Consider the following 20,715-nt stretch of genomic DNA (forward strand, 5'->3'; position numbering starts at 1 on the left):
GCTCCAGCATGGAATCTGAATCAGAAGTTCACCGACTCGGGAATCCTGATTCCGGCAAAAAACATCACGCTCTAGAGGAGGCGAATAGCGAATGGGGAGTAGCGAATAGAGCGCTTCGAACGTCCCTATTCGCTTTTCCCCTTCGCTATTCGCCTCTCCTCATCATCCCGTGGCCAGATCCCACACCAGCTTGGTATTGAGCGCGATGATCACCACCGCGATCAAGGTCGCGAGCGCCGTCAGCCAGCGCGGCGCCACGAACTGCCCCATCTTGGCCCGGCTCGCGGTGAGCAGCACCAGCGGCACGATCGCGAACGGCAGTTGCAGGCTGAGCACGACCTGACTGAGGATCAGGAGCTGCCCGGTCGCCTTCTCGCCGGCCCAGATCGTCACCACCACGGCCGGCACGATTGCGATCATGCGGGTGATCAGCCGGCGCAGCCAGGGCGCGATCCGCCAGTGAAGAAAGCCTTCCATCACGATCTGACCGGACAGGGTCGCGGTGATCGTCGAATTCAGGCCGCAGCACAAAAGCGCGATCGCAAACAGCGTCGGTGCCAGCGTCGACCCGAGCAGCGGCGCCAGGAAGGAATGCGCCTGATCAAGCTCGGCGACGTCGCGTTGTCCGGTCCGGTGGAACGTCGCCGCCGCCAGGATCAGGATCGAGGCGTTGATGGTCAGCGCAAGGCACAGCGCGATGGTCGAATCGATCGTGGAGAGCGTGATCGCCTCGCGCTTGTCCTCTGGGCTGTCGCCGTAGCCGCGGGTCTGGACCAGACCCGAGTGGAGATACAAATTGTGCGGCATCACGGTAGCGCCGAGAATGCCGAGCGCCAGATAGAGCATCTCCGGGTTGGCGATCAGCTGTCCGCTGGGGACGAAGCCTTTCACCACCTCGGCCCAGTCCGGCTGCGCCATCGCGATCTGGATCGCGAAGCACAGCGCGATGATGCCGAGCAGCGCGACCACGAACGCCTCGATCCAACGGAAGCCGAAGGCCTGCAGCGCCAGGATCAGAAAGACATCGAGCGCGGTGACGCAGACGCCGATCGACAGCGGCAGCCCGAACAGCAGGCTGAGACCGATCGCAGTACCGATCACCTCGGCGAGGTCGGTGGCCGTGATCGCGATCTCCGCCGACAGCCACAGCGGCAACGAAACCCAGCGCGGCGTCGAATCGCGGCACGCCTGGGCCAGGTCGCGGCCGGTGGCGACGCCGAGCCGGGTGCACAGCGACTGCAGCACGATCGCCATCAGGTTGGACAGCAGCGCGACCGACAATAGCACGTAGCCGAACTTGGCACCGCCGGCGAGCGAGGTCGCCCAATTGCCGGGGTCCATGTAGCCGACCGCGACCAGATAGCCGGGTCCGAGAAAGGCGAGCAGCTTTCGCCAGAGCGACCCCTTGGTTGCGGTTCGCACCGTCGCGAACATGTCGCCGAGAGAGGGCTCACCGCGCTCACCGCGCCAGCCGGAGCGGCTGTCGCTGGGCTGAACCAAGGCTTGCAGTTGCGAAAGATCTGACGGTTTTGCGTCCATTCCGCTATCCTGAACGAAACCGACCTTTAATGCAACTGATTTGCAAGTAGAGGAGCGCTGCGGGCTGGTACCCGCGAGCGTTGGTATTAATCCAATACCATTCCATCATGGCAGCTGCTCGCCCTTGCCGATTCGCGAGAGCGCCTGAAGCACACACGAATCGGCGCGGCCGGGTCCCCGTCTCCCCACTGACCGGATCCAACATGTCTGCCCACCTTGGCCTCCGACCGATCTCCAACGCGCCTGTTCCTTGCAAGATCTGCGACGGTCCTGCCGACCTCTACGGCGTCGTCGACATGAACCGCCCATGCCAGACGGCGCATGCGTATCGCGCGCCGCTCTCGGGTGTGCCCATCTATTACCGGCGCTGCGCGGACTGCGGCTTTCTGTTCACCGACGCCTTCGACGACTGGAGCATCGAGCAGTTCAAGACGCACATTTACAGCGACGGCTACGAAGCCGTGGATCCCGACTATCGGGTCAAGCGCCCGACCGACAATGCGGCGGCCGTCGCCCGCTTCTGGGCGCCACACAAGGCCGGCATGCGGGTGCTCGACTTCGGCGGCGGCAACGACGTGTTCTGCACCGGCCTGCGTGCTCAAGGCTTTGCGGAAGCGGTCACCTATGATCCGATGGTGGCCGAGCACGCCACCCGCCCCGATCGCAAGTTCGATCTCGTCACCTGCTTCGAGACGCTCGAGCACGTGCCCGATCCGCTGGCGACGATCGGAGCCATGGCGGCCTGCGTGGCCGAACCGGGCGCGGTGTTCTACTCGACGTTGACTCAGCCGGACGACTTCGACAGCCAGGGCATGTCCTGGTGGTACATTGCGCCGCGCAACGGCCACATCTCGATCTACACCCAGCATGCGCTGGCGCTGGCCTGGCACCGGTTCGGCTTCAAGACGGCGCCGCTGAATGCCGGCACCCATCTGGCGTTCCGCACGCTGCCCCCGGAATGGGGATTGGCCGAGGCACCGACCGCGGCATAGGCCGTCCGCAGCACGACGGCCGATGCCGGAGATCAGGAAGCGGGTGGGCGCAGGGAGACGGAGCGGCGATGATGGCCACATCATCACATCAGGTTCCTCTTCATGCCTCCTTCTCCCGTCCTGCCCGCCGGCTTCCACCGCCTCGCCTGGTCGAACCTCACCGCGCAATCGGCCGAGCAGATCGCGCTCGCCGCAGCACCGATCGTCGCGGTGCTCGCACTCGGCGTTGGCGAGGGCGCGACCGGCCTGCTGCAGACGGCACTGACCGCGCCCTTCGTGCTGTTCGCGATCCCTGCGGGGCTGCTCGCCGACCGGATGTCGCGACGGCTGCTGATGGCCCTGGCAGAGACGCTTCGCGCGCTCGCGCTGCTCGCGATCCTCATCGCCTTCGCGTCCGGCGCGCTCACGCTGCCGCTGCTGGCGGCGCTCGGATTCGCGGCGGTGTGCGGCACGGTCGTGTTCAGCGTCGCAGCGCCTGCCCTGGTGCCGAGCCTCGTCGCCCCGGCCCAGTTGGCCCCTGCGAATGCGCGCATCGAGCTTGCCCGCACCATCGCCTTTGCCACCGGGCCCGCGCTGGGCGGCATGCTGGTCGGCTGGATCGGCGGCGCTCCGGCCTTCGGCTGCGCCGCGGCGCTCTCGCTGATCGCAGCCATGTGCCTGGCCGGCATCGCCGAGCCCGCCCGTGCGCCGGTGCCGCGCCGCCATCCGCTCGCCGACATCCGCGAAGGCGCCGCCTTCGTGCTGCATCATCCGCTGCTGCGGCCGGTGTTCGTCACCCAGTTCATCTTCAACACCGCGCATTTCCTGCTGCTCGCGGTGTTCGTGCCCTATGCGGTGCATCGGCTCGGCCTGTCGGCGGGAGGCGTCGGCACAGTGCTGTCGATGTTCGGCGTCGGCATGGTGTGCGGCGCGCTGCTGGCGACGCGCATCATGCGGCGGCTGCCGTTCGGCACCGTCATCGGACTCGGCCCCGTCACCGGCTTCGCCGCGGCGCTCATCATGGCACTGACCACGTTCGTCCCCTCGCCCTACCTTGCCGCCCTCAGCTTCTTCCTGCTCGGCGCTGGGCCGATCCTCTGGGTGATCTCGACCACGACGCTGCGGCAGTCGGTGACGCCGGCGGGCCTGCTCGGGCGGGTGTCGGCCATCAACATCCTGAGCTACGGCGCCCGTCCGCTGGGCTCGCTGCTCGGCGCGGTCGTCGGCGGCCGTTACGGCGCCGACATGTGTCTCTACCTCGTCGCCACCATCTTCGGCCTGCAGGCGCTCGTCATCCTCGCCTCGCCGGTCGTCGCGATCGCGCGCCAGCCGGAGCCGCAGCCCGCCTAGCGATAGACCAGGATCGGCACGGTCGAATGCGTCAGCACCTTCAAGGTCTCGCTGCCCAGGATCGCCGAGACGCCGCGCAGCCCATGCGAGGCCATCAGCACCAGATCGCAATGCTGCTTGCGGGCGGTCTCGACGATCGCCTCATAGGGCTTGTCGTGCTCGACGCAGAGCGTGGCGCAGGCGACGCCGGCCTGCTCCGCGTCGTCCTTCACATGATCGAGGTATTTCGCGGTCTGATCGGCCACCAGCGACTTGTATTGCGCAAGCGCCTTGGTCGCAGCGTGGGGATCGACGACCAGCGAATGCAGCGGCGTCGACACCACCAACGCCGTGACCCTGGCTCCGGTCGCCTTGGCGAGCGCGATACCGTGCTTGATTGCGGCCTTGGAAAGGTCGGACCCATCGGTCGGCAGCAGAATATGTTTGTACATGAGCTTTCACCTCCCGGCAGAGGATGCTGGGCAGACTCGCTTCTGCGGGGCATTGACGTGGGTCAAGGGTGCGACATCTCGTCCGCCAGGTAGTTCTCGTAGGCCCGCGTGGCCGATGCGCTGCCGGCAAGTTCCGGATCGAGCGTGAAGAGATCCTGCGCGCGGCCGATGCCGCGCAGCGCGTAGCGTCCGGTCGACACCAGATAGCGGCGACCTTCGTCGTCGAGCCCCTCGCAGAACTCGGAGGATGCCAACAGTTCGCGATCGACCGAGCGGCACATCGAGGCGATGCGGCTGACCTCGTTGACGGCCGGTCCCACGACGGTGAAGTCGAGCCGGTCCTCGCTGCCGATATTGCCGTAGAACACCTCGCCGACATGCAGGCCGACATAGGCCGAGGTGACGGGCCGTCCCTCGCCGGCGCGCCGCGCGTTCAGCTTCATGATGTTCAGCCGAAAGCGATGCTCGGCGCGCAGCGCAGCGTGACGGGCCGAGGCCATGTCGCCGCCGGTGAAGATCGCCAGCACGCCGTCGCCGATCAGCTTCAGCACGTCGCCGCCCGCCTCGTAGATCGCGTCGATCGATGCCTCTGCATAGTCGTTGAGCAGCGGGATGATCTCGTCCGGCGAGATGCTCTCGCTGATCGCGGTCGAACTGCGCAGGTCGGAGAACCACAGCACCGCATTGATGCGCTCGGTGACACCGCGGGAGATACGGCCGCGCAGCACCTGCTCCGACGCATCGCGGCCGAGATAGACGCGGCCAAGGGTCCGCACGATATCGACCTGCTGCGCGGATTTGATCGTCAGCGCGAGCAGCGGGACCAGGTCGCGCAATGCGCCGATCTGCGTGTCGGTGAAGCCGCCGTCACGTCGCGTCAGCCAGTTGGAATAGAAGCAGTCCATCTGGCCGAGCGTGCCGGCTTCCCCGAACCGGTGCACGAAGGCGAGATAGTGCCGATGCCCCTGTGCGGAAAGCTCCTCGATGACCGGAAAATCGAGATGCGCACAATTCGTGAAGTCGATGCTGAACTCGTCATGGCCGTTCTCCAGCATGTGGTGGAAGACCGAGCGCCGCCAATTCTGTGCCGCCTCTCCCTCATTGCTGGAGCCATATTCAAAGCTGTCCGCTTCGTTCGTGTCGAAATCGTTCCAGCGGAAGCCACGCCCCTCGAAAATCGGATGCAGCGTATCGATGATCGCAAGGCTGCGCGACAATTCAAGCCCGGCCACGCGGCAGCGCTCGCAGAAGCCGCGCAGGATCTCATTTTCGGGCATGCCGGTCAGGCTCTGAGCCACGAGCCAGTTCGCCACTTCGAGACGGGTCGCCGTGTCCATGGTTTCAGCTCATCAACGCGTCACGATCCGGAAAGCTTCAGGCCGGCCGGCTCACCACCTCGCCGTCCTCCTTGGTGAAGGAGGAGACGGGATGATCGAGCAGGTCGAGCACAAGTTCGGACGGGCGGCAGAGCCGCGCGCCCTTGCTGGTCACCACGATCGGCCGGTTGATCAGGATCGGATGCGCGAGCATCGCCTCGATCAGCTGGTCGTCGGTCCATTTGGAATCGCCCAGCCCAAGCTCGGCATAGGGCGTGCCCTTTTCGCGCAGCACGTCGCGCACCTTGACGCCCATCGCGTTGATCAGCGCAATCAGCTGCTCGCGGCTCGGCGGGCTTTTCAGATATTCGATCACCTCAGGCTCCTCACCCGAGGCGCGGATCATCGCGAGCGTGTTGCGCGACGTGCCGCAGGCCGGATTGTGAAAGATCGTCACGGGCATGGGCTGTCCAGTCGTTGCGTTCCAAAGGCACATTCCCGTGCCATGCGTCTCACCCCACGCATCGTGTCCCTGATGGTGCGGCCGCGATGCGGGAAATGGTCACTGTTACCACGGCGCCGCCGCCGGCCGGAATGGGAACTCCGCCGGTCGAGAGAAATCGCCGGCGCGCTGTGCAGACTGGCTGGCGGGAGCTGACCCATCGCGGCTCACACCACGTCGGCAGGAGCGAGCTTGCAGGCGCAGCCATCGGCCTCGATCTGCAGGGTCGGATGCTGGATGTTGAAGCGATGTGACAGCTCCGCGCAGACGCGATGCAGGAATGCATCATCCGTTCCGCCTGCCCGTACCAGATGCGCCGTCAGCGCGGTCTCGTTGGTGCTCATCGCCCAGATGTGGAGGTCGTGCACCTCGCTGACGCCGTCGAGGGAGGCGAGATATTCGCGCACCTCCGGAAGCGCGATGTCGCGCGGCACGGCGTCGAGCGCCAGATTGACGCTGTCGCGGGCGAGATCCCAGCCGCTCAGGAGCACGACGAGCGCGATGACCAGGCTGACCACCGGATCGATCCACAGCCACCCCGTCCAGATCGTGACCAGCGCCGCGACGACCACGCCGAACGACACGGCGGCATCGGCGGCCATGTGCAGGTAGGCGCCGCGAATGTTGAGGTCGGTGTCGCGGCCGCGCATGAACATCATCGCGGTGGCGCCGTTGATGGCGATGCCGAGCGCGGCGACCCACAGCACGGTGGTGCCGGCCACCTCGCCCGGATTGCGCAGGCGATCGAACGCCTCGACGGCGATGCCGCCGACCACCACCAGCAGCAGCCCCGCATTGATCAGCGCCGCCAGGATCGAGGCGCGGCGATAGCCGTAGGTATGGCGGTCGGTCGGCCGCCGGCCCGCCAGCCATAGGGCGCCCCAGGCCAGGAGCAACGACATCACGTCGGACAGATTGTGGACGGCGTCCGAGATCAGTGCCAGTGAATGCGCGGCATAGCCGAACACAAGCTCGGCGATGACGAAGGCCGTGTTGAGCGACACGCCGATCGCAAAGGCCGCACCAAAGCTCACCGGCGCATGGCTGTGGCCGGCATGGCCGTGGGCATGTGAGGGGCCATGATCATGGGAATGGTCATGGCCGTGATGATGAGAATGCGAGTGCGCCATTCAACGTGCCCCCGGGCGATCGCGCACCTCGCGATCGCCCGCTGCCTGATATAGACGGCCGCTGGACGGATACTATTACGTCGCTACTCGATCGGCCGGTTGAACTTGTTCGACTTGGGCAGCCCCTGCGCGATGCGTCCGGCATCGGCGCGGTTGCCGCGGTAGTCGGCGAGCTCCTTCCAGCTCAGCCCCTGGTCGCGGCCGGCGGAATCCTTCCAGGCCAGTCCCTGCTTCTGCTCGAAGGTGGTGACGTCGGAGAGCTGCGCGCTGGTGTATTTCTGGAGCCGGACGCCGCGGCCGCGCGCCATCTCCGGCACCTGGTCGAGCCCGAACACCACCATCTTGTGATTGGTGCCGATCACGGCGACCTGATCACCCTGGACGGTCGTGATGGCGCGCGCTTCCGCCGGCGCCGTCACGTTCAGCACCTGCTTGCCCTTGCGGGTGTTGCTGACGCAATCCTCCTCCTTGACCACGAAGCCCTGACCGTCCGAGGCGGCAATGAGGAACTTGCGCTCCCCCTTGTTGACGAACATCGACACGATCGAGGCGTCCTGGTCGAGGTCGATGAACATGCGGATCGGCTCGCCGTGGCCGCGGCCGCCGGGCAGCTTGCCGACGTCCAGCGAGTAGAACTTGCCGTTGCTGGCGAACAGCAGCACCTTGGAGGTGTTCTCGGCGAAGAACGCCTGGCCGAGCTGGTCGTCGGTCTTGAACTGCAGGTTCGACAGGTCGGCGACGTGGCCCTTCAAGGTGCGCACCCAGCCCTTGTCGGAGACGACGACGGTGACCGGCTCGCGCTCGATGAAGGCTTCTTCAATAGCGGCGAGATCGTGCTCCGGCGCGTCGGCGAAATTGGTGCGGCGCTTGCCGAGCGGCGTCTTCGGCCCGAACATGTCGCGGACCGTCTTGACCTGCTCGCCGACCTTGGCCCATTGCAGCTCCTCGGATCCGAGCAGCGCATTGATGCCCTTCAGCTCGCCGCGCAGATTCTTGTCCTCGGTGCGGATCTCCATTTCCTCGAGCTTGCGCAAGCTACGCAGGCGCATGTTGAGGATGGCCTCGGCCTGCACCTCGGTGAGCTTGAACGTCTTCATCAGCACCGGCTTGGGCTCGTCCTCGGTGCGGATGATCCTGATCACCTCGTCGATGTTGAGGTAGGCGATCAAATAGCCGCCGAGAATCTCCAGCCGGTTCTCGATCTGCTTCTTGCGGTAGTTCGAGCGCCGCAGCAGCACGTCGCGCAGATGGTCGAGCCATTCGCGCAGGCACTCGGCCAGGCCCACCACCTTGGGGATGCGGCCCTTGATCAGCACGTTGAGGTTCAGCGGAATCTTGCTCTCGAGATCGGTGAGCCGGAACAGCGATTCCATCATCAGCGCCGGATCGACGTTCTTCGACTTCGGCTCGATCACGAGCCGCACGTCCTCGGCCGACTCGTCACGGACGTCGCCGACCAGCGGCAGCTTCTTCTCGTTGAGCAGCTCTGCGATCTTCTCGACCAGCCGCGACTTCTGCACGAGATAGGGAATCTCGGTGATGACGACGATCCAGGTGCCGCGGTTGCCCTCCTCCTGCTTCCACTTGGCGCGGACACGGAACGAGCCGCGGCCGGTGGTGTAGGCCTCGATGATCGACTCCTTGGAATCGATCACGGTGCCGCCGGTCGGGAAGTCCGGCCCCTTCACCCAGCGCAGCAGCGCGCGCGACTTGGCGTCAGGCTTCTCGATCAGATGCAGCGCGGCGTCGCAGAGCTCCGCGGCATTGTGCGGCGGAATCGAGGTCGCCATGCCCACCGCGATGCCCTGGGCGCCGTTGGCCAGCAGGTTCGGGAAGCCGCCGGGCAGTACGACCGGCTCCTTCGACTGGCCGTCATAGTTCGGCCGGAACTCGACGCCGTCCTCGTCGATGCCTTCCAGCAGCAGCCGCGCGACATCGGTCATGCGCGCTTCGGTGTAGCGGTAGGCCGCCGGATTATCGCCGTCGATGTTGCCGAAATTGCCCTGGCCGTCGACCAGCGGATAGCGCGAGGAAAAATCCTGCGCGAGGCGCACCATCGCGTCGTAGATCGCCTGGTCGCCATGCGGATGGAACGAGCCCATCACGTCGCCGACGATCTTGGCGGATTTCTTGAACGCCGTGCCCGGGTCGAGCCGCAGCAGCCGCATGCCGTAGAGGATGCGCCGGTGCACGGGCTTGAGGCCGTCGCGCGCGTCCGGCAGTGCGCGGTGCATGATGGTCGAGAGCGCGTAGGCGAGATAGCGCTCTTCCAGCGCATCCCGGAGCGTCACCTCGTGAATCTCGGCTGGTTCCGGCGGAATCAGTGATTTTCCCATTCGCGTTGAGCTTTCAGTGGGTTAGCCCTTGAGCCTGAGCTAGCGTGAACGATTTGGGAACAGGCTTTATGCGATGATGCGCTGGGGCGCAATGACGGCCCTGCCCGGTTCCCCGAGGAAAAAAGCCGGGACTTCGGCCGTGGAACCGCAACCCGGCCCGAAAATCATGCAGTTCACGTGACGCCGACGCATGTCGCAACGCTCACGGATTGAGCAGCCGACCCGCGTCCCGTTGAGGTGCAACGATGTCGCACACGAGTCTGTGTAGCTGAGATCGTCACCCGCCGTCGCTAAGGTGACGGCGCTCATCCTCGCCGACGCAACGGCCCTGCGAGGAGAGCCATCGCGCCGCGCCTTGAACGCGGCAGATCCCATCCAGTGAGAAAGGCAGATGCTCCATGAGCTCAGGATTCGTGACGACATCGGACGGCACGCAGATCTTCTACAAGGACTGGGGATCGGGCCAGCCCATCGTCTTCCACCACGGCTGGCCGCTGTCGTCCGACGATTGGGACGCGCAGATGCTGTTCTTCCTCGACAAGGGTTTTCGCGTCATCGCGCACGACCGGCGCGGTCACGGCCGCTCCAGCCAGACGGAGACCGGCAATGAAATGGACACCTACGCCGCCGATGTCGCTGCGCTTGCCGCGAAGCTCGACCTGCGAGACGCGATCCATGTCGGCCACTCCACCGGCGGCGGCGAGGTCGCGCGCTACGTCGCCAAGCACGGCAAGGGCCGCGTCGCCAAGGCCGCGTTGCTCGGAGCGGTACCACCGATCATGCTGAAGACGACGAGCAATCCCGGCGGACTGCCGATCGAGGTGTTCGACGGCTTCCGCACGGCGCTCGCCGCCAACCGCGCGCAATTCTTCCTCGATATTCCGACCGGCCCTTTCTACGGCTTCAACCGCGACGGTGCCAAGGTCTCCGAAGGCGTGATCCGCAACTGGTGGCGCCAGGGCATGATGGGCGGCACCAAGGCCCACTACGATTGCATCAAGGCCTTCTCGGAGACCGACTTCACCGAGGACCTGAAGGCGATCGACGTGCCGGTGCTGCTGATGCACGGCGAGGACGACCAGATCGTCCCGATCGACGATTCCGCGCGCATCGGCATCAAGCTGTTGAAGCATGGGACCTTGAAGACCTATCCGGGCTTTCCGCACGGTATGGCGACCACGCATGCCGACGTGATCAATGCCGACCTGCTGGCCTTCATCAAGGGGTAGCTCGATCATTGCACTTCGCCGAATGCGCATTCCGATGCCGATGAAGCGATAGATCTCAAATCTTGCTCGTCATGGCCGGGCTTGTCCCGGCCATCCACGCAGCACTGCACACGCCGAACGACGTGGATGCCCGGGACAAGCCCGGGCACGACGAGTTCGGGGCGACCATTGATCCACTATCTCAATTTCCGCGTTGGAAACGTCGTCCTGCCTTCCCGCGACGCGCTCCGCGCCCGAGCTATCAAGATCGATTACCCTCTTCGGACAGAGGGCACAGGGAAGGCCGGACCTCGACTGAGGCCCGTGGCCCGCCTGCTCAAAAAATGCAGGCGGCAGGTACCACAGGTTCAGCCGGACGACCCGGCCCTCCCTGTGCGATGGGCTTACGAGTTATACGCAGTCTCCCCGGTGTCCGGCTTGTGAGCCACCGTCGCCCCTGGGATCATCACCCACGGACTTGGCGCCAGCATCGGGGCGCCAGGACGCTGCGATTTCCTCGTCCTGCCGGACACGTTCGTCCGCGCGCACATGCACGCTGCGATCCGACAGGCCACCGCTCCCCGCTTCCTACGTCTCGTGACGATCGCGATGCGCCCCTCATGTGGAGGCGGGATGCCGGGAAACATCGTCCTGATTTGCCCGACGACACAAGCCGTGCGGACTGCGGCAGATTGGCTCGACGGGCAATTGGCGCATGGGAGATCGCGCAATTCTGCATATCAGAAACGGGACCGCACGCAGCTCAGCGCGACCGCGGGAACCGATAGCGCCCAAAGCGCGTTCTCTCCGCATCAACGTAATGCGTATGCGATATCAACCGAAGCACGACCTGCTGGCGGGCATCTTTGCATGAAGAATTTTTCCGATGCGTCCTTTTCGCCTGATGTCATCGCGCTGATGACCGAAGCCCTCAACGCGTCGGTCGCCGCGCTGCCTGAGCCGGTGAGTTCGACGAACGTGAACCTGCTTGCGGAAGCCGTGCTGCGTGCCGCCAAGGCCGGCGAGCGCGACGTCACCGCGATGCAGCGGCTCGCGCTGCTCGAACTGCAGATCATGCCGCGCATGTAGAGCGGATCACAGGCTTTCCTACAGTCGTAAAGCATCCCCAACGCGCTCACTTCGGGACCTCTTGGTTCGAGATGCGCCGCACGCGGCGCTCCTCACCATGAGGACGTCGGATCGCGCCTGACGCGCCGCCGGCCTCCATCTTCTATCCCCCGGCCGCTGCGCCACGTCCCACTCGTTCGCAATTGACAAATCTATTCGTCAATGTCTAATTCACATCACCGCCGACAGAGCGGAGCAAAACGGGGAGGATCTTCATGCGACGGCAGCTGCTCGCCTGCGCGTTCCTGGCAACGACATCATTCATCGCGACAGGCGCTTCAGCCCAGGTTTCTGACGACGTGGTGCGGATCGGCGTACTCACCGATCTCTCGAGCTGGGGACGCGACAACAGCGGGCCGGGCTCGGTCGAGGCGGCCAAGATGGCGGTCGAGGAGTTCGGCCCCAATGTGCTCGGCAAGCCGATCGAGATCATCAGCGCCGATCACCAGATGAAGACCGACGTCGGAACGACGGTCGTGCGCGACTGGTTCGACAACGGCAAGGTCGACGCCGTCGTCGACATCCCCAACTCCGGCATCGCGATTGCCGTGCACAACATGGTGCGCGAGCGCAACAAGATCGCGCTGCTGTCCGGTCCCGGCGCGAGCTCGCTGACCGACGAGCTGTGCAGCCCGAACACCGTGCATTTCACCTATGATACGTATGCGCTGTCCAAGGTGACGACCTCGGCCGTGATCGGCCAGGGCGGCAAATCCTGGTACTTCATCACCGCGGACTATGCCTTCGGCCAGCAGTTGGAGAAGGACGCCACACGCTTCATCAAGGAGCTCGGCGGCACCATCCTCGGCGGCGTCAAGCATCCGACCAACACCGCCGACTTCTCCTCCTTCGCCTTGCAGGCGCAGAGCTCCAAGGCCGACGTCGTCGCCTTCGCCAATGCCGGCCAGGACACCGACAACGCGATCAAGCAGTCCGGCGAGTTTGGCCTGGTCAAGGGCGGCCAGAAGCTGGTGGGCCTCCTGATGTTCGACACCGACGTGCATGCGATCGGGCTCGAGGCCGCGCAGGGCACCTACATGACCACGGCGTCCTATTGGGCGATGGACGAGGCCACCCGCGCCTGGTCGAAGAAGTTCTACGCCCGCGCCAAGGTGATGCCGACGATGATCCAGACCGGCGTCTACGGCTCGGTGCTGCACTATCTCAAGGCCATCAAGGCGGCCGGCACCGATGATCCCAAGGCTGTCATGGCGAAGATGCGCGAGCTGCCGATCGAGGATACCTTCGTTCACGGCGGCAAGCTGCGCGAGGATGGCCGGGTCATCCGCGACATGTATCTTGCCCGCGTCAAGAAGCCGTCGGAGTCCAAGGAGCCGTGGGACTATCTGGAGATCGTCAAGACCGTGAAGGGTGAGGACGCGTTCCGGCCGGTCTCCGAGTCCAAGTGCCCGCTGCTGAAGAAGTAGGAGCGCTGCCATGACCGGTGCCGACGACAAGAATGGCGACGTCTACGACTGCGACGTGCTGGTGGTCGGCTCCGGCTGCGCCGGGCTGTCGGCGGCGGTTACCGCCGCCCATGCCGGGCTGAAGGTCCTCGTCACCGAAAAGGAGCCGCGGTTCGGCGGCACCACCGCGCGCTCCGGCGGCTGGCTGTGGATCCCCGGGACCTCGCTGGCGAAGGCGTGGGGCATCGACGAGCCGCCCGAGCTGGCGCGCAGCTATCTGCGTCATGAAGCCGGCAACAGTTTCGATGCGGCGCGGGTCGATGCGTTCCTGAGCAAGGGCCCGGAGGCGGTCGACTTCTTCATCGGCAAGACGGCACTCAAGTTCGACATGCCGCTGACCTTCCCTGACTATCACGCGGAGGCGCCGGGCGGCACGCAGGGCGGCCGCTCGATGGTGACGCGGCCGTTCGACGGCCGCGAGCTTGGGCGTCACATCGAGGATCTCGGCCAGCCGCTGCCCGAGCTCACCGTGTTCGGCATGATGCTCGGCTCCGGCAAGGAGATCATCCATTTCATGCGCGCGACCAAGTCGCTGGCGTCCGCGTTCTATGTCGCCAAGCGGCTGTCGAAACATGCGCTGGACGTGCTGCGCCATGGCCGCGGCATGACGCTCACCAACGGGAATGCGCTGGCGGGGCGGCTGGCGAAATCCGCGTTCGATCTCGGCATTCCCCTGTGGCTGTCGTCGCCTGTGGCGGAGCTGATCCGCGACGGCGATGCCGTGCGCGGCGCCGTGGTGACGCGGCAGGGCCGGCGCATCCGAGTGAATGCGCGGCTCGGCGTGGTGCTTGCCTGCGGCGGTTTCCCGCATGATGTCGAGAGGCGCAAGGCGATGTTTCCGCATGCGCCGACCGGCCAGGAGCATGTGTCGCCCGGCCCGGTCGGCAACACCGGCGACGGCTTGCGGCTGGCGGAAGCGGTCGGCGGCCGGGTCGAGGACGGCCTGCCGCATGCGGCGGCCTGGGTGCCGGTCTCCGTCACCACGCGCAAGGACGGCAGCAAGGGCGTGATGCCGCACTTCATCGACCGTGCCAAGCCCGGCGTGATCGCAGTGACCGCGGACGGCGTGCGCTTCGCCAATGAAGGCAATTCCTACCACGACTTCGTGCAGGCGATGGTCAAGGCGGCCAAGCCCGGCCGCGAGATCGCTGCCTGGCTGATCACCGATCACCGCTCGTTGCGCCGCTACGGCCTCGGCTGCGTGCCGCCGTTCCCGATGCCGCTCGGGCATCATCTGAGCACCGGCTATCTCAAGCGCGGCGCGACGCTCGTCGAGCTCGCGCGCGTGGCCGGCATCGACGCCATGGCGCTGGAAGCAACCGTCGCCGCCTTCAACGCCGATGCGGCGCTGGGCCAGGATCCGACCTTCGGCAAGGGCTCGCGCGCCTACAATCGCTACCAGGGCGATGCGCTGCACGGGCCGAACCCGTGCGTGGCGCCGATCAAGGGCGGGCCGTTCTACGCGATCAAGATGGTGATCGGCGATCTCGGCACCTATGCCGGCATCCGCACCGACGAGCATGCCCGCGCGCTCGATGCCAGGGGACAGCCGATCGAGGGGCTGTATGCCGCCGGCAACGACATGGCGAGCATCATGGGTGGCAACTATCCCGGCGCCGGCATCACGCTGGGCCCGGCGCTGACCTTCGGCTACATTGCCGGCCGGCATCTCGCCGAACGCGCCAGGCAAAGGAGCGCCGCATGAGCGACAGTCAGATGTTGGCCGGCAAGCTCGCGCTGGTGACGGGAGCGGCGCACGGCAATGGCCGCGCGATCGCGCTGGGGCTCGCCGGCCGCGGCGCCGATGTTGTCATCACCGATATCGACTTGGACGGCGCCGAGCGCTGCGCCGCCGAGATCCGCGATCACGGCCGCAAGGCGTGGGCACATCGGCTCGACGTCACCGACGCCGCGGGCTGCACCGCATTGGCGGCGCAGTTGCGCACCGAGGTCGGCGCCATCTCCATCCTCGTCAACAACGCCGGCATCATCATTCGCGAGGGCATCGACTCAGCCCGCGCGCCACAGAACTGGCAGCGCGTGCTCGACGTCAATCTCAACGGCGTGTTCAACGTCACCTACGCGTTTCTCGCCGCGTTGCGCGCGACGCGCGGCACCATCGTCAACATCGCCTCCGTCGCCTCGTTCATCGGCATCAGCAACACGCTCGGCTACTCGCCCTCCAAGGGCGGCGTGAAGTCGCTGACCCAGGCGCTGGCGCGCGAGCTCGCCGCCGACGGCATCCGCGTCAACGCGATCGCGCCCGGCGTGATCGCCACCGCGATGACGGAGTCGACCCGCAACGATCCCGAGCGGCTCGCCGGCTTCATGAGCCGCACGCCGCTCGGCCGCGTCGGCCAGCCCGAGGAGCTCGCGGGCCCCGTGGCGTTCCTGGTCTCGGACATGGCGTCCTACGTCAACGGCGTGACCTTGCCGGTCGACGGCGGCTTCCTGGCGGTGTAGGCACGGCGCCGGACCAGGGGGCACAACGAGACATGGGACGAGAAAGCCGCGGCATTCAGTCGATCGAGGTCGGCGGCACGTTGCTGCAGGCACTGGCGCGCAGCGGCGAGCCGATGATGCTGCGCGACCTCGCGCGCGAGGCCGGGCTGCCGCCTGCCAAGGCGCATCCCTATCTCGTCAGCTTCTCGCGCATCGGTTTGATCGAGCAGGACGAAACCACCGGACGCTACGAGATCGGCCCGCTCGCGCTCGAGCTCGGCCTGATCAGCCTGCGGCGGCTGTCGGCGGTACGGATCGCAACGCCGAAGATCGCCGCGCTCGCCGGAGCCATCGATCACGCGGTGTCGCTCGCCGTGTGGGGCACCAACGGCCCGACCGTGGTGCGGCTGGAGGAGCCGAGCCATCCGGTGCACATCGTGATGCGCGTCGGCTCGATCATGGCGCTGCTGGAGACGGCGACGGGCCGCGCGTTCGCGGCGTTCCTGCCGCCCAAGACCGTGAAAGCGGCGCTGGACGCCGGCCTCGACCATCTCGGCGTCGGCTACAATCCGAAGCGCGCGCCCAGGAGTCCGAAGGTCGCGGAGATGCTGGCCGAAGTGCGCGCGCAGGGCCTCGCGCGCGCCGTCGGCGATCCGCTGCCCGGCGTCAATGCCTTCGCCGCACCGGTGTTCGATCACGCCGGCCACGTCGCGCTGGTCATCACCGCGATGGGCCCGGCCGGCACCTTCGATGCCGGCTGGCAGTCACCGCTGGCGATGCGGCTGCGTGCCTGCGCGGCCGAGATCTCCAAGCAGCTCGGCCACGGCATCGCGCAGCCGTGAGCCTCAGGCCGCGACGGAGCGCTTCTCCGGCCACGGCTCGGCCCACGCCGGCAGCCGCATCAGGCCATCGAGCCAGCGCACGATGTTCGGAAACGACTCCATCGGCATCTCGGCCTCGCGCCAGTCGGTCGCCATCGAGGCCGCCGCGAAATCGGCGATGGTGAGCCTGTCGCAGGCGACGTGGCTGCGCGCCCGCAGATGCGCATCGAGCACGGCGGCGAAGGTCTTCAGGTTGGCGACCTTGCCGGCCAGCGCGGCGCGGTCGGGCGCACCAAGGCCGAACGTCTTGCGGACGATGTGCTCGAAATAGAACGGTCCGACCGCCGGCGCCCAATGGCAGTCGTTCCACGCCAGCCAGCGCAGCACCTCGATCTGCTCCTGCGGATCGCGCGCCGGCCACATGTCGCAGCTCTCACGGACGCACAGATGCGCCATGATGGCGGTCGACTCCCACAGCACGGTGTCGCCATCGACCAGCACCGGCGCCTTCATGTTGGGGTTGAGCGCGGCGAACTCCGGCGTCTTCATCCGGCCGGTGATCTCGATGAACTCGGCGGGAACGCCGAGATGCTTCACCAGCGCCAGCACGCGGCGCGGCGCCTGGGCCTTGATCCAGTAGATCTTCATGACGGGTCTCCATCTCCTGTGCCTTGAAGACGAACGTAGCAGCACCGGATCGACAGTGACGGAGCAAAAATTCAGCGGCGGTTCCGCCGACTCGTACGGTTCCCGTAGCGTCACATCGCGCGCACCGCCGCCCGTGCGGTGAGAATGCAACCCGGCAGGAACGTACCCTCCAGCGAACGCTTGCCCGACGCGCCGCCGCCGCCGAAGCCGGCGGCTTCGCCGACCGCATAGAGCCCGCCGATCGGCGCACCCGTGGTGTCGAGCACCCGGCTCTGCAGATCGGTCTTGAGGCCGCCGAGGCTCTTGCGGGTGATGAGTTGCATGTGAATGGCGATGTAAGGCCCGGAGCCCGGCGCCTGCAGCGGCGCAGGCTTGCTGGTGCGGAGCTTGTCGGGCCCCCATTGCCGCGCGTGCAGGATGCGGCGCAACTGGTCGTCGTTGTGGAGCTTGTCGCCATTCCCAAAGTTCGCGTCGAAGGCGTCGGCGGTGGCCTGCAGCACCTCCGGCTTCACGTCGCCGGTGCCGGTCAGCGCATTCATCTTCGCGGCGAGACCGGCCAGCGTCTCGTCGACCAGGAAGTGCCGGCTCTCGCGCTGCATCTGCCTGACCAGGCGATGATTGCCGAACAGGGTCTCCTTGAGGAACATCGGCATCTGCCGGTCGCGGATGCGCGGATTGTGCTCGGCGCCGGAGATGGCGAACTCCTTGGCGGCGATGCGCCAGTTCAACAGATGCCACGTATACGGTTTCTCCTGCGCCGCGACGCGCTGGCACAGATCATGGGTGTCAAAGCCGGTCACCAGCGGCTCGGGCCCGATGCGCTCGCCCCTGTGATTGAGCCACAGTGCCGATTTGCACGGCACCAGCGACAGGCCATGGCCGTCGAAATGCGGAAACGGATGCGGGATGCCGGCGGCGTAGTTCCACATCTCGCCGGCATGCGTGATCTCGGCGCCGAGCGCCTCGGCCGCGTGGTGATGCAGCTTGCCGTCGGAGAACGGATGCGCGCCATTGAGCATCGCCTGCGGCAGCGGCCGGCTCTTCACCCAATTGGCGCGGGCCTCCTCGTGGCTGCCATTGAGGCCGCCCATCGCCAGCACTGTCAGCGGCGCGGCGATGCGGATTTCGGCGCCCGTCTCCTCGTTGACGGCAACAACGCCCGATACGGCGCCGGCAGCGCGATCGAGGCTGACGACGCAGTGACGGTGCAGCACCGTCAGCCGGCCGCCGCTATCGGCCGCACGCATCGCCTCGATCATCACGCGCGTGAGCCGCTGCGAGGTGCCCCAGACGATGTGATAGCGCGGCAGCGCATTGCCGTCGCCGTGACGGCCGCGCTCGACCCAGTTCACCGCCGGCATGAAGGTCAGGCCGTGCGACAGCAGCCAGTCGTAGACCTCGCTGCGCGAATGCGCGACGTAGTAGCGCGCCCATTGCAGCGGCCAGTGCTCGGCGGCGTCGAGCTCGCCAAACCTGATCCAGTCGCGCAACGCGATCTCGGGCGTATCCGGGATCTTCATGCGCGCCTGCAACGGCGTGCCGACCAGCGCCATGCCCCCGAACGCCCACAACGCCAGCCCGCCGAACCGCTCGGGCGTGTCCCGGTCCACGATGGTCACCGACTTGCCGGCGCGCAGTGCCTCCAGCGCGGTGACGATGCCGGCGAGACCGCCGCCGGCGATGACGACATCGGATTGCAGCGTCGCGCTCATGTCACGGCGCGATCTTGCGCTTGAGCATCCGCGCCACCGGCAGCGGGACGCGGTCGAGCGATCCCAAGAGGTGCGGCAAAAGCTTCAGCTTGAGGCCGGTCAGCGCCGGCGGCACCATGGCCTCGATCAGATGCGGCCCCGGCCGCGCCAGCGCCCCCTGCAACGCGCTGGTGAATTCGTCCGGCGTGCTGACGCGGGTCGCGCGTACGCCCATGCCGTCGGCGATCTGCGCGAGCTTGAGGACCGGTCCGTGAAGGTCGAGCTGCGCCCGCGCCTTCGGTCCGATCTCCTCGGCGCCGACCCGCTCCAGCTCGACGTTGAGCACCGAGTAGGATGCATTGTTGAAGATCACGGCGGTGACGTTGAGCCGCTCGCGCGCGATCGTCCACAGCGACTGGATCGTATACATCGAGCTGCCGTCGCCGATCAGCGCGATCACCGGCCGGTCCGGACAGGCGATCGCCGCCCCGATCGCATTCGGCAGCCCCTGCCCGATGGCGCCGCCGGTCAAGGTGATCAGATCGTGGCGCGGCGCGCCCGCGGTGAATTTCGACAGCATCAGGCCGGAGCTGATCGCCTCGTCGACGATGATGGCGTTCTCGGGCAGGAGATGACCCACGGCCTTGCAGACCTTTTCCGCGGTCAGCTTCTTGCCGCGCGGACGTCCGGGCCGCGAGGCCGGTGACAACGCCGGCGTGGCGCGCCCGGCCTCCAGGGCGGCGGCAAGCCTGGTCAGGCTGCACGCGGCGTGCTGCGCCGGCGTCGACAAGGTCAGCACCTTGCAGCCGTCATGCGGCAGATAGCTCTTCTTGCCGGGATAGGCGAAGAACGACACCGGCGCCTTGGCGTCGACCAGGATCAGCGTGTCGATCTCCTTGAGCTGGACCTGCGCCATCTCGGCGAGATAGGCGATCCGCTCGACGGCCGGCAGGCCGGCTCCACGCTGCATGCGTGTCGGAAAGGTTTCGGCGTAGACCTTCACACCGCAGGCTGCGGCGATGCGCGCGGCCGCCAGCAGGGATTCCTCGTGCAGCGCCGTACCACCGAGCAGAAGCGCGCTGCGGCCGCCCGACTTGATCGCCTCGGCGACGGCCTGCACGGCGGAATCGTCAGCGGGCGCCGGCGGCTCGATCACCGGCGCCGGCTCGGCGACGCCGCCCTCCCCCCAGGACACGTCGGCCGGCAGGATCAGCGTCGCGACCTGCCCGGGCCAGGAGCACGCCGCCTTCACGGCCGCCACCGCGTCGCGGCACAGCTCCGACGTCACCTGTGAGGTCCAGACGAATTCCGGCGAGACGTTGCGCGCGACGGTCTCGATATCGGACTGGAGCTGCGCGTCATAAGGGACATGATAGGTGGCGTGGTCGCCGACGATGTTGACGACGGGCACCTTGCCCTTGCGCGCATTGTGCAGATTGGCGAGGCCGTTGCCGAGGCCGCAACCGAGATGCAGCAGCGTTGCCGCGGGCGTGCCGGTCATCCGGGCGTAGCCGTCCGCAGCACCGGTGGCCACCCCTTCGAACAGGCACAGCACGGCGCGCATCTCCGGCGCGGAGTCCAGCGCCGCGACGAAATGCATCTCGGAGGTGCCGGGATTGGTGAAGCAGACCCGGATGCCGGAATTGACCAGGGTCCGTATCAGAGCTTGTGCGCCGTTGGGCATGAGAAAAGCCTGTTGCGGGGAAACTGCCGCAGCTCGGGGCGACTTGGCCGGC

At 66.6% G+C, this 20,715-nt stretch carries 17 protein-coding genes; 8 read left to right on the forward strand and 9 right to left on the reverse strand.

The window, feature by feature from the left end:
• Positions 1-162: 162 nt before the first annotated feature.
• On the reverse strand, positions 163-1,539 hold the full coding sequence (locus QW868_RS24970; RefSeq protein ID WP_315773139.1) for an Nramp family divalent metal transporter: 1,377 nt from the start codon (positions 1,537-1,539) through the stop codon (positions 163-165).
• Between the two features lie 203 nt (positions 1,540-1,742).
• Between QW868_RS24970 and QW868_RS24975 the strand changes: the two genes are divergently transcribed.
• On the forward strand, positions 1,743-2,531 hold the full coding sequence (locus QW868_RS24975; protein WP_316231772.1) for a class I SAM-dependent methyltransferase: 789 nt from the start codon (positions 1,743-1,745) through the stop codon (positions 2,529-2,531).
• Between the two features lie 102 nt (positions 2,532-2,633).
• Positions 2,634-3,860 (forward strand): MFS transporter, encoded by a 1,227-nt coding sequence (locus tag QW868_RS24980; RefSeq protein ID WP_316231773.1) that lies wholly within the window; start codon positions 2,634-2,636, stop codon positions 3,858-3,860.
• Here the strand turns inward: QW868_RS24980 and QW868_RS24985 are convergent.
• The 5 genes from QW868_RS24985 to parC all read right to left on the reverse strand — a co-directional run bounded on the left by QW868_RS24985 (position 3,857) and on the right by parC (position 9,575).
• Positions 3,857-4,291 carry a universal stress protein gene (locus QW868_RS24985; protein WP_315740234.1) on the reverse strand — a complete coding sequence of 145 codons (435 nt, stop codon included), beginning with the start codon at positions 4,289-4,291 and terminating at the stop codon, positions 3,857-3,859. The two genes, QW868_RS24980 and QW868_RS24985, sit on opposite strands and share 4 nt — an antisense overlap.
• Before the next feature lie 62 nt (positions 4,292-4,353).
• A complete protein-coding gene (locus QW868_RS24990) occupies positions 4,354-5,628 on the reverse strand; it encodes an adenylate/guanylate cyclase domain-containing protein (protein ID WP_316231774.1) in 1,275 nt (424 codons plus the stop codon).
• 37 nt (positions 5,629-5,665) lie between these two features.
• Positions 5,666-6,070, reverse strand: coding sequence for an arsenate reductase (glutaredoxin) (arsC, locus tag QW868_RS24995; RefSeq protein ID WP_315775174.1), 405 nt, complete (start codon positions 6,068-6,070; stop codon positions 5,666-5,668).
• A 206-nt stretch (positions 6,071-6,276) separates the two neighbouring features.
• Positions 6,277-7,239 carry a cation diffusion facilitator family transporter gene (locus tag QW868_RS25000; RefSeq protein ID WP_315740237.1) on the reverse strand — a complete coding sequence of 321 codons (963 nt, stop codon included), beginning with the start codon at positions 7,237-7,239 and terminating at the stop codon, positions 6,277-6,279.
• Positions 7,240-7,322: 83 nt separating this feature from the next.
• A complete protein-coding gene (parC, locus tag QW868_RS25005; RefSeq protein ID WP_316231775.1) occupies positions 7,323-9,575 on the reverse strand; it encodes a DNA topoisomerase IV subunit A in 2,253 nt (750 codons plus the stop codon).
• Between the two features lie 398 nt (positions 9,576-9,973).
• On the opposite strand from parC, the gene QW868_RS25010 reads away from it, so the two are divergent.
• The 6 genes from QW868_RS25010 (at position 9,974) to QW868_RS25035 (ending at position 16,661) form a co-directional block, all read left to right on the forward strand.
• Positions 9,974-10,804: an alpha/beta hydrolase gene (locus QW868_RS25010; protein ID WP_316231776.1), complete on the forward strand. Its 831-nt coding sequence runs from the start codon at positions 9,974-9,976 to the stop codon at positions 10,802-10,804.
• A 612-nt stretch (positions 10,805-11,416) separates the two neighbouring features.
• The gene (locus tag QW868_RS33605) at positions 11,417-11,872 is read left to right on the forward strand and encodes a hypothetical protein (RefSeq protein ID WP_410051321.1); all 456 of its coding nucleotides are present in this window, start codon (positions 11,417-11,419) and stop codon (positions 11,870-11,872) included.
• A gap of 254 nt (positions 11,873-12,126) precedes the next feature.
• A complete protein-coding gene (locus QW868_RS25020; protein WP_315740240.1) occupies positions 12,127-13,338 on the forward strand; it encodes an ABC transporter substrate-binding protein in 1,212 nt (403 codons plus the stop codon).
• Between the two features lie 10 nt (positions 13,339-13,348).
• Positions 13,349-15,082: an FAD-dependent oxidoreductase gene (locus QW868_RS25025; RefSeq protein WP_316231777.1), complete on the forward strand. Its 1,734-nt coding sequence runs from the start codon at positions 13,349-13,351 to the stop codon at positions 15,080-15,082.
• Positions 15,079-15,840 (forward strand): glucose 1-dehydrogenase, encoded by a 762-nt coding sequence (locus tag QW868_RS25030; RefSeq protein WP_315812799.1) that lies wholly within the window; start codon positions 15,079-15,081, stop codon positions 15,838-15,840. The genes QW868_RS25025 and QW868_RS25030 overlap by 4 nt, the downstream gene beginning before the upstream one ends.
• Before the next feature lie 32 nt (positions 15,841-15,872).
• A complete protein-coding gene (locus tag QW868_RS25035; RefSeq protein ID WP_315812800.1) occupies positions 15,873-16,661 on the forward strand; it encodes an IclR family transcriptional regulator in 789 nt (262 codons plus the stop codon).
• Between the two features lie 3 nt (positions 16,662-16,664).
• Here QW868_RS25035 and QW868_RS25040 read toward each other — a convergent pair whose 3' ends face one another.
• From QW868_RS25040 to QW868_RS25050, 3 genes are all read right to left on the reverse strand, one after another.
• Positions 16,665-17,288, reverse strand: coding sequence for a glutathione S-transferase family protein (locus tag QW868_RS25040; RefSeq protein WP_316231778.1), 624 nt, complete (start codon positions 17,286-17,288; stop codon positions 16,665-16,667).
• 110 nt (positions 17,289-17,398) lie between these two features.
• A complete protein-coding gene (locus tag QW868_RS25045; RefSeq protein WP_316231779.1) occupies positions 17,399-19,000 on the reverse strand; it encodes an FAD-binding protein in 1,602 nt (533 codons plus the stop codon).
• Position 19,001: 1 nt separating this feature from the next.
• Complete coding sequence (locus QW868_RS25050) at positions 19,002-20,663, reverse strand: acetolactate synthase large subunit (protein WP_316231780.1); 1,662 nt, start codon at positions 20,661-20,663, stop codon at positions 19,002-19,004.
• Positions 20,664-20,715: the final 52 nt, after the last annotated feature.

This window comes from Bradyrhizobium sp. SZCCHNR1051, from assembly GCF_032489615.1.
Classification (GTDB): Bacteria; Pseudomonadota; Alphaproteobacteria; order Rhizobiales; family Xanthobacteraceae; genus Bradyrhizobium.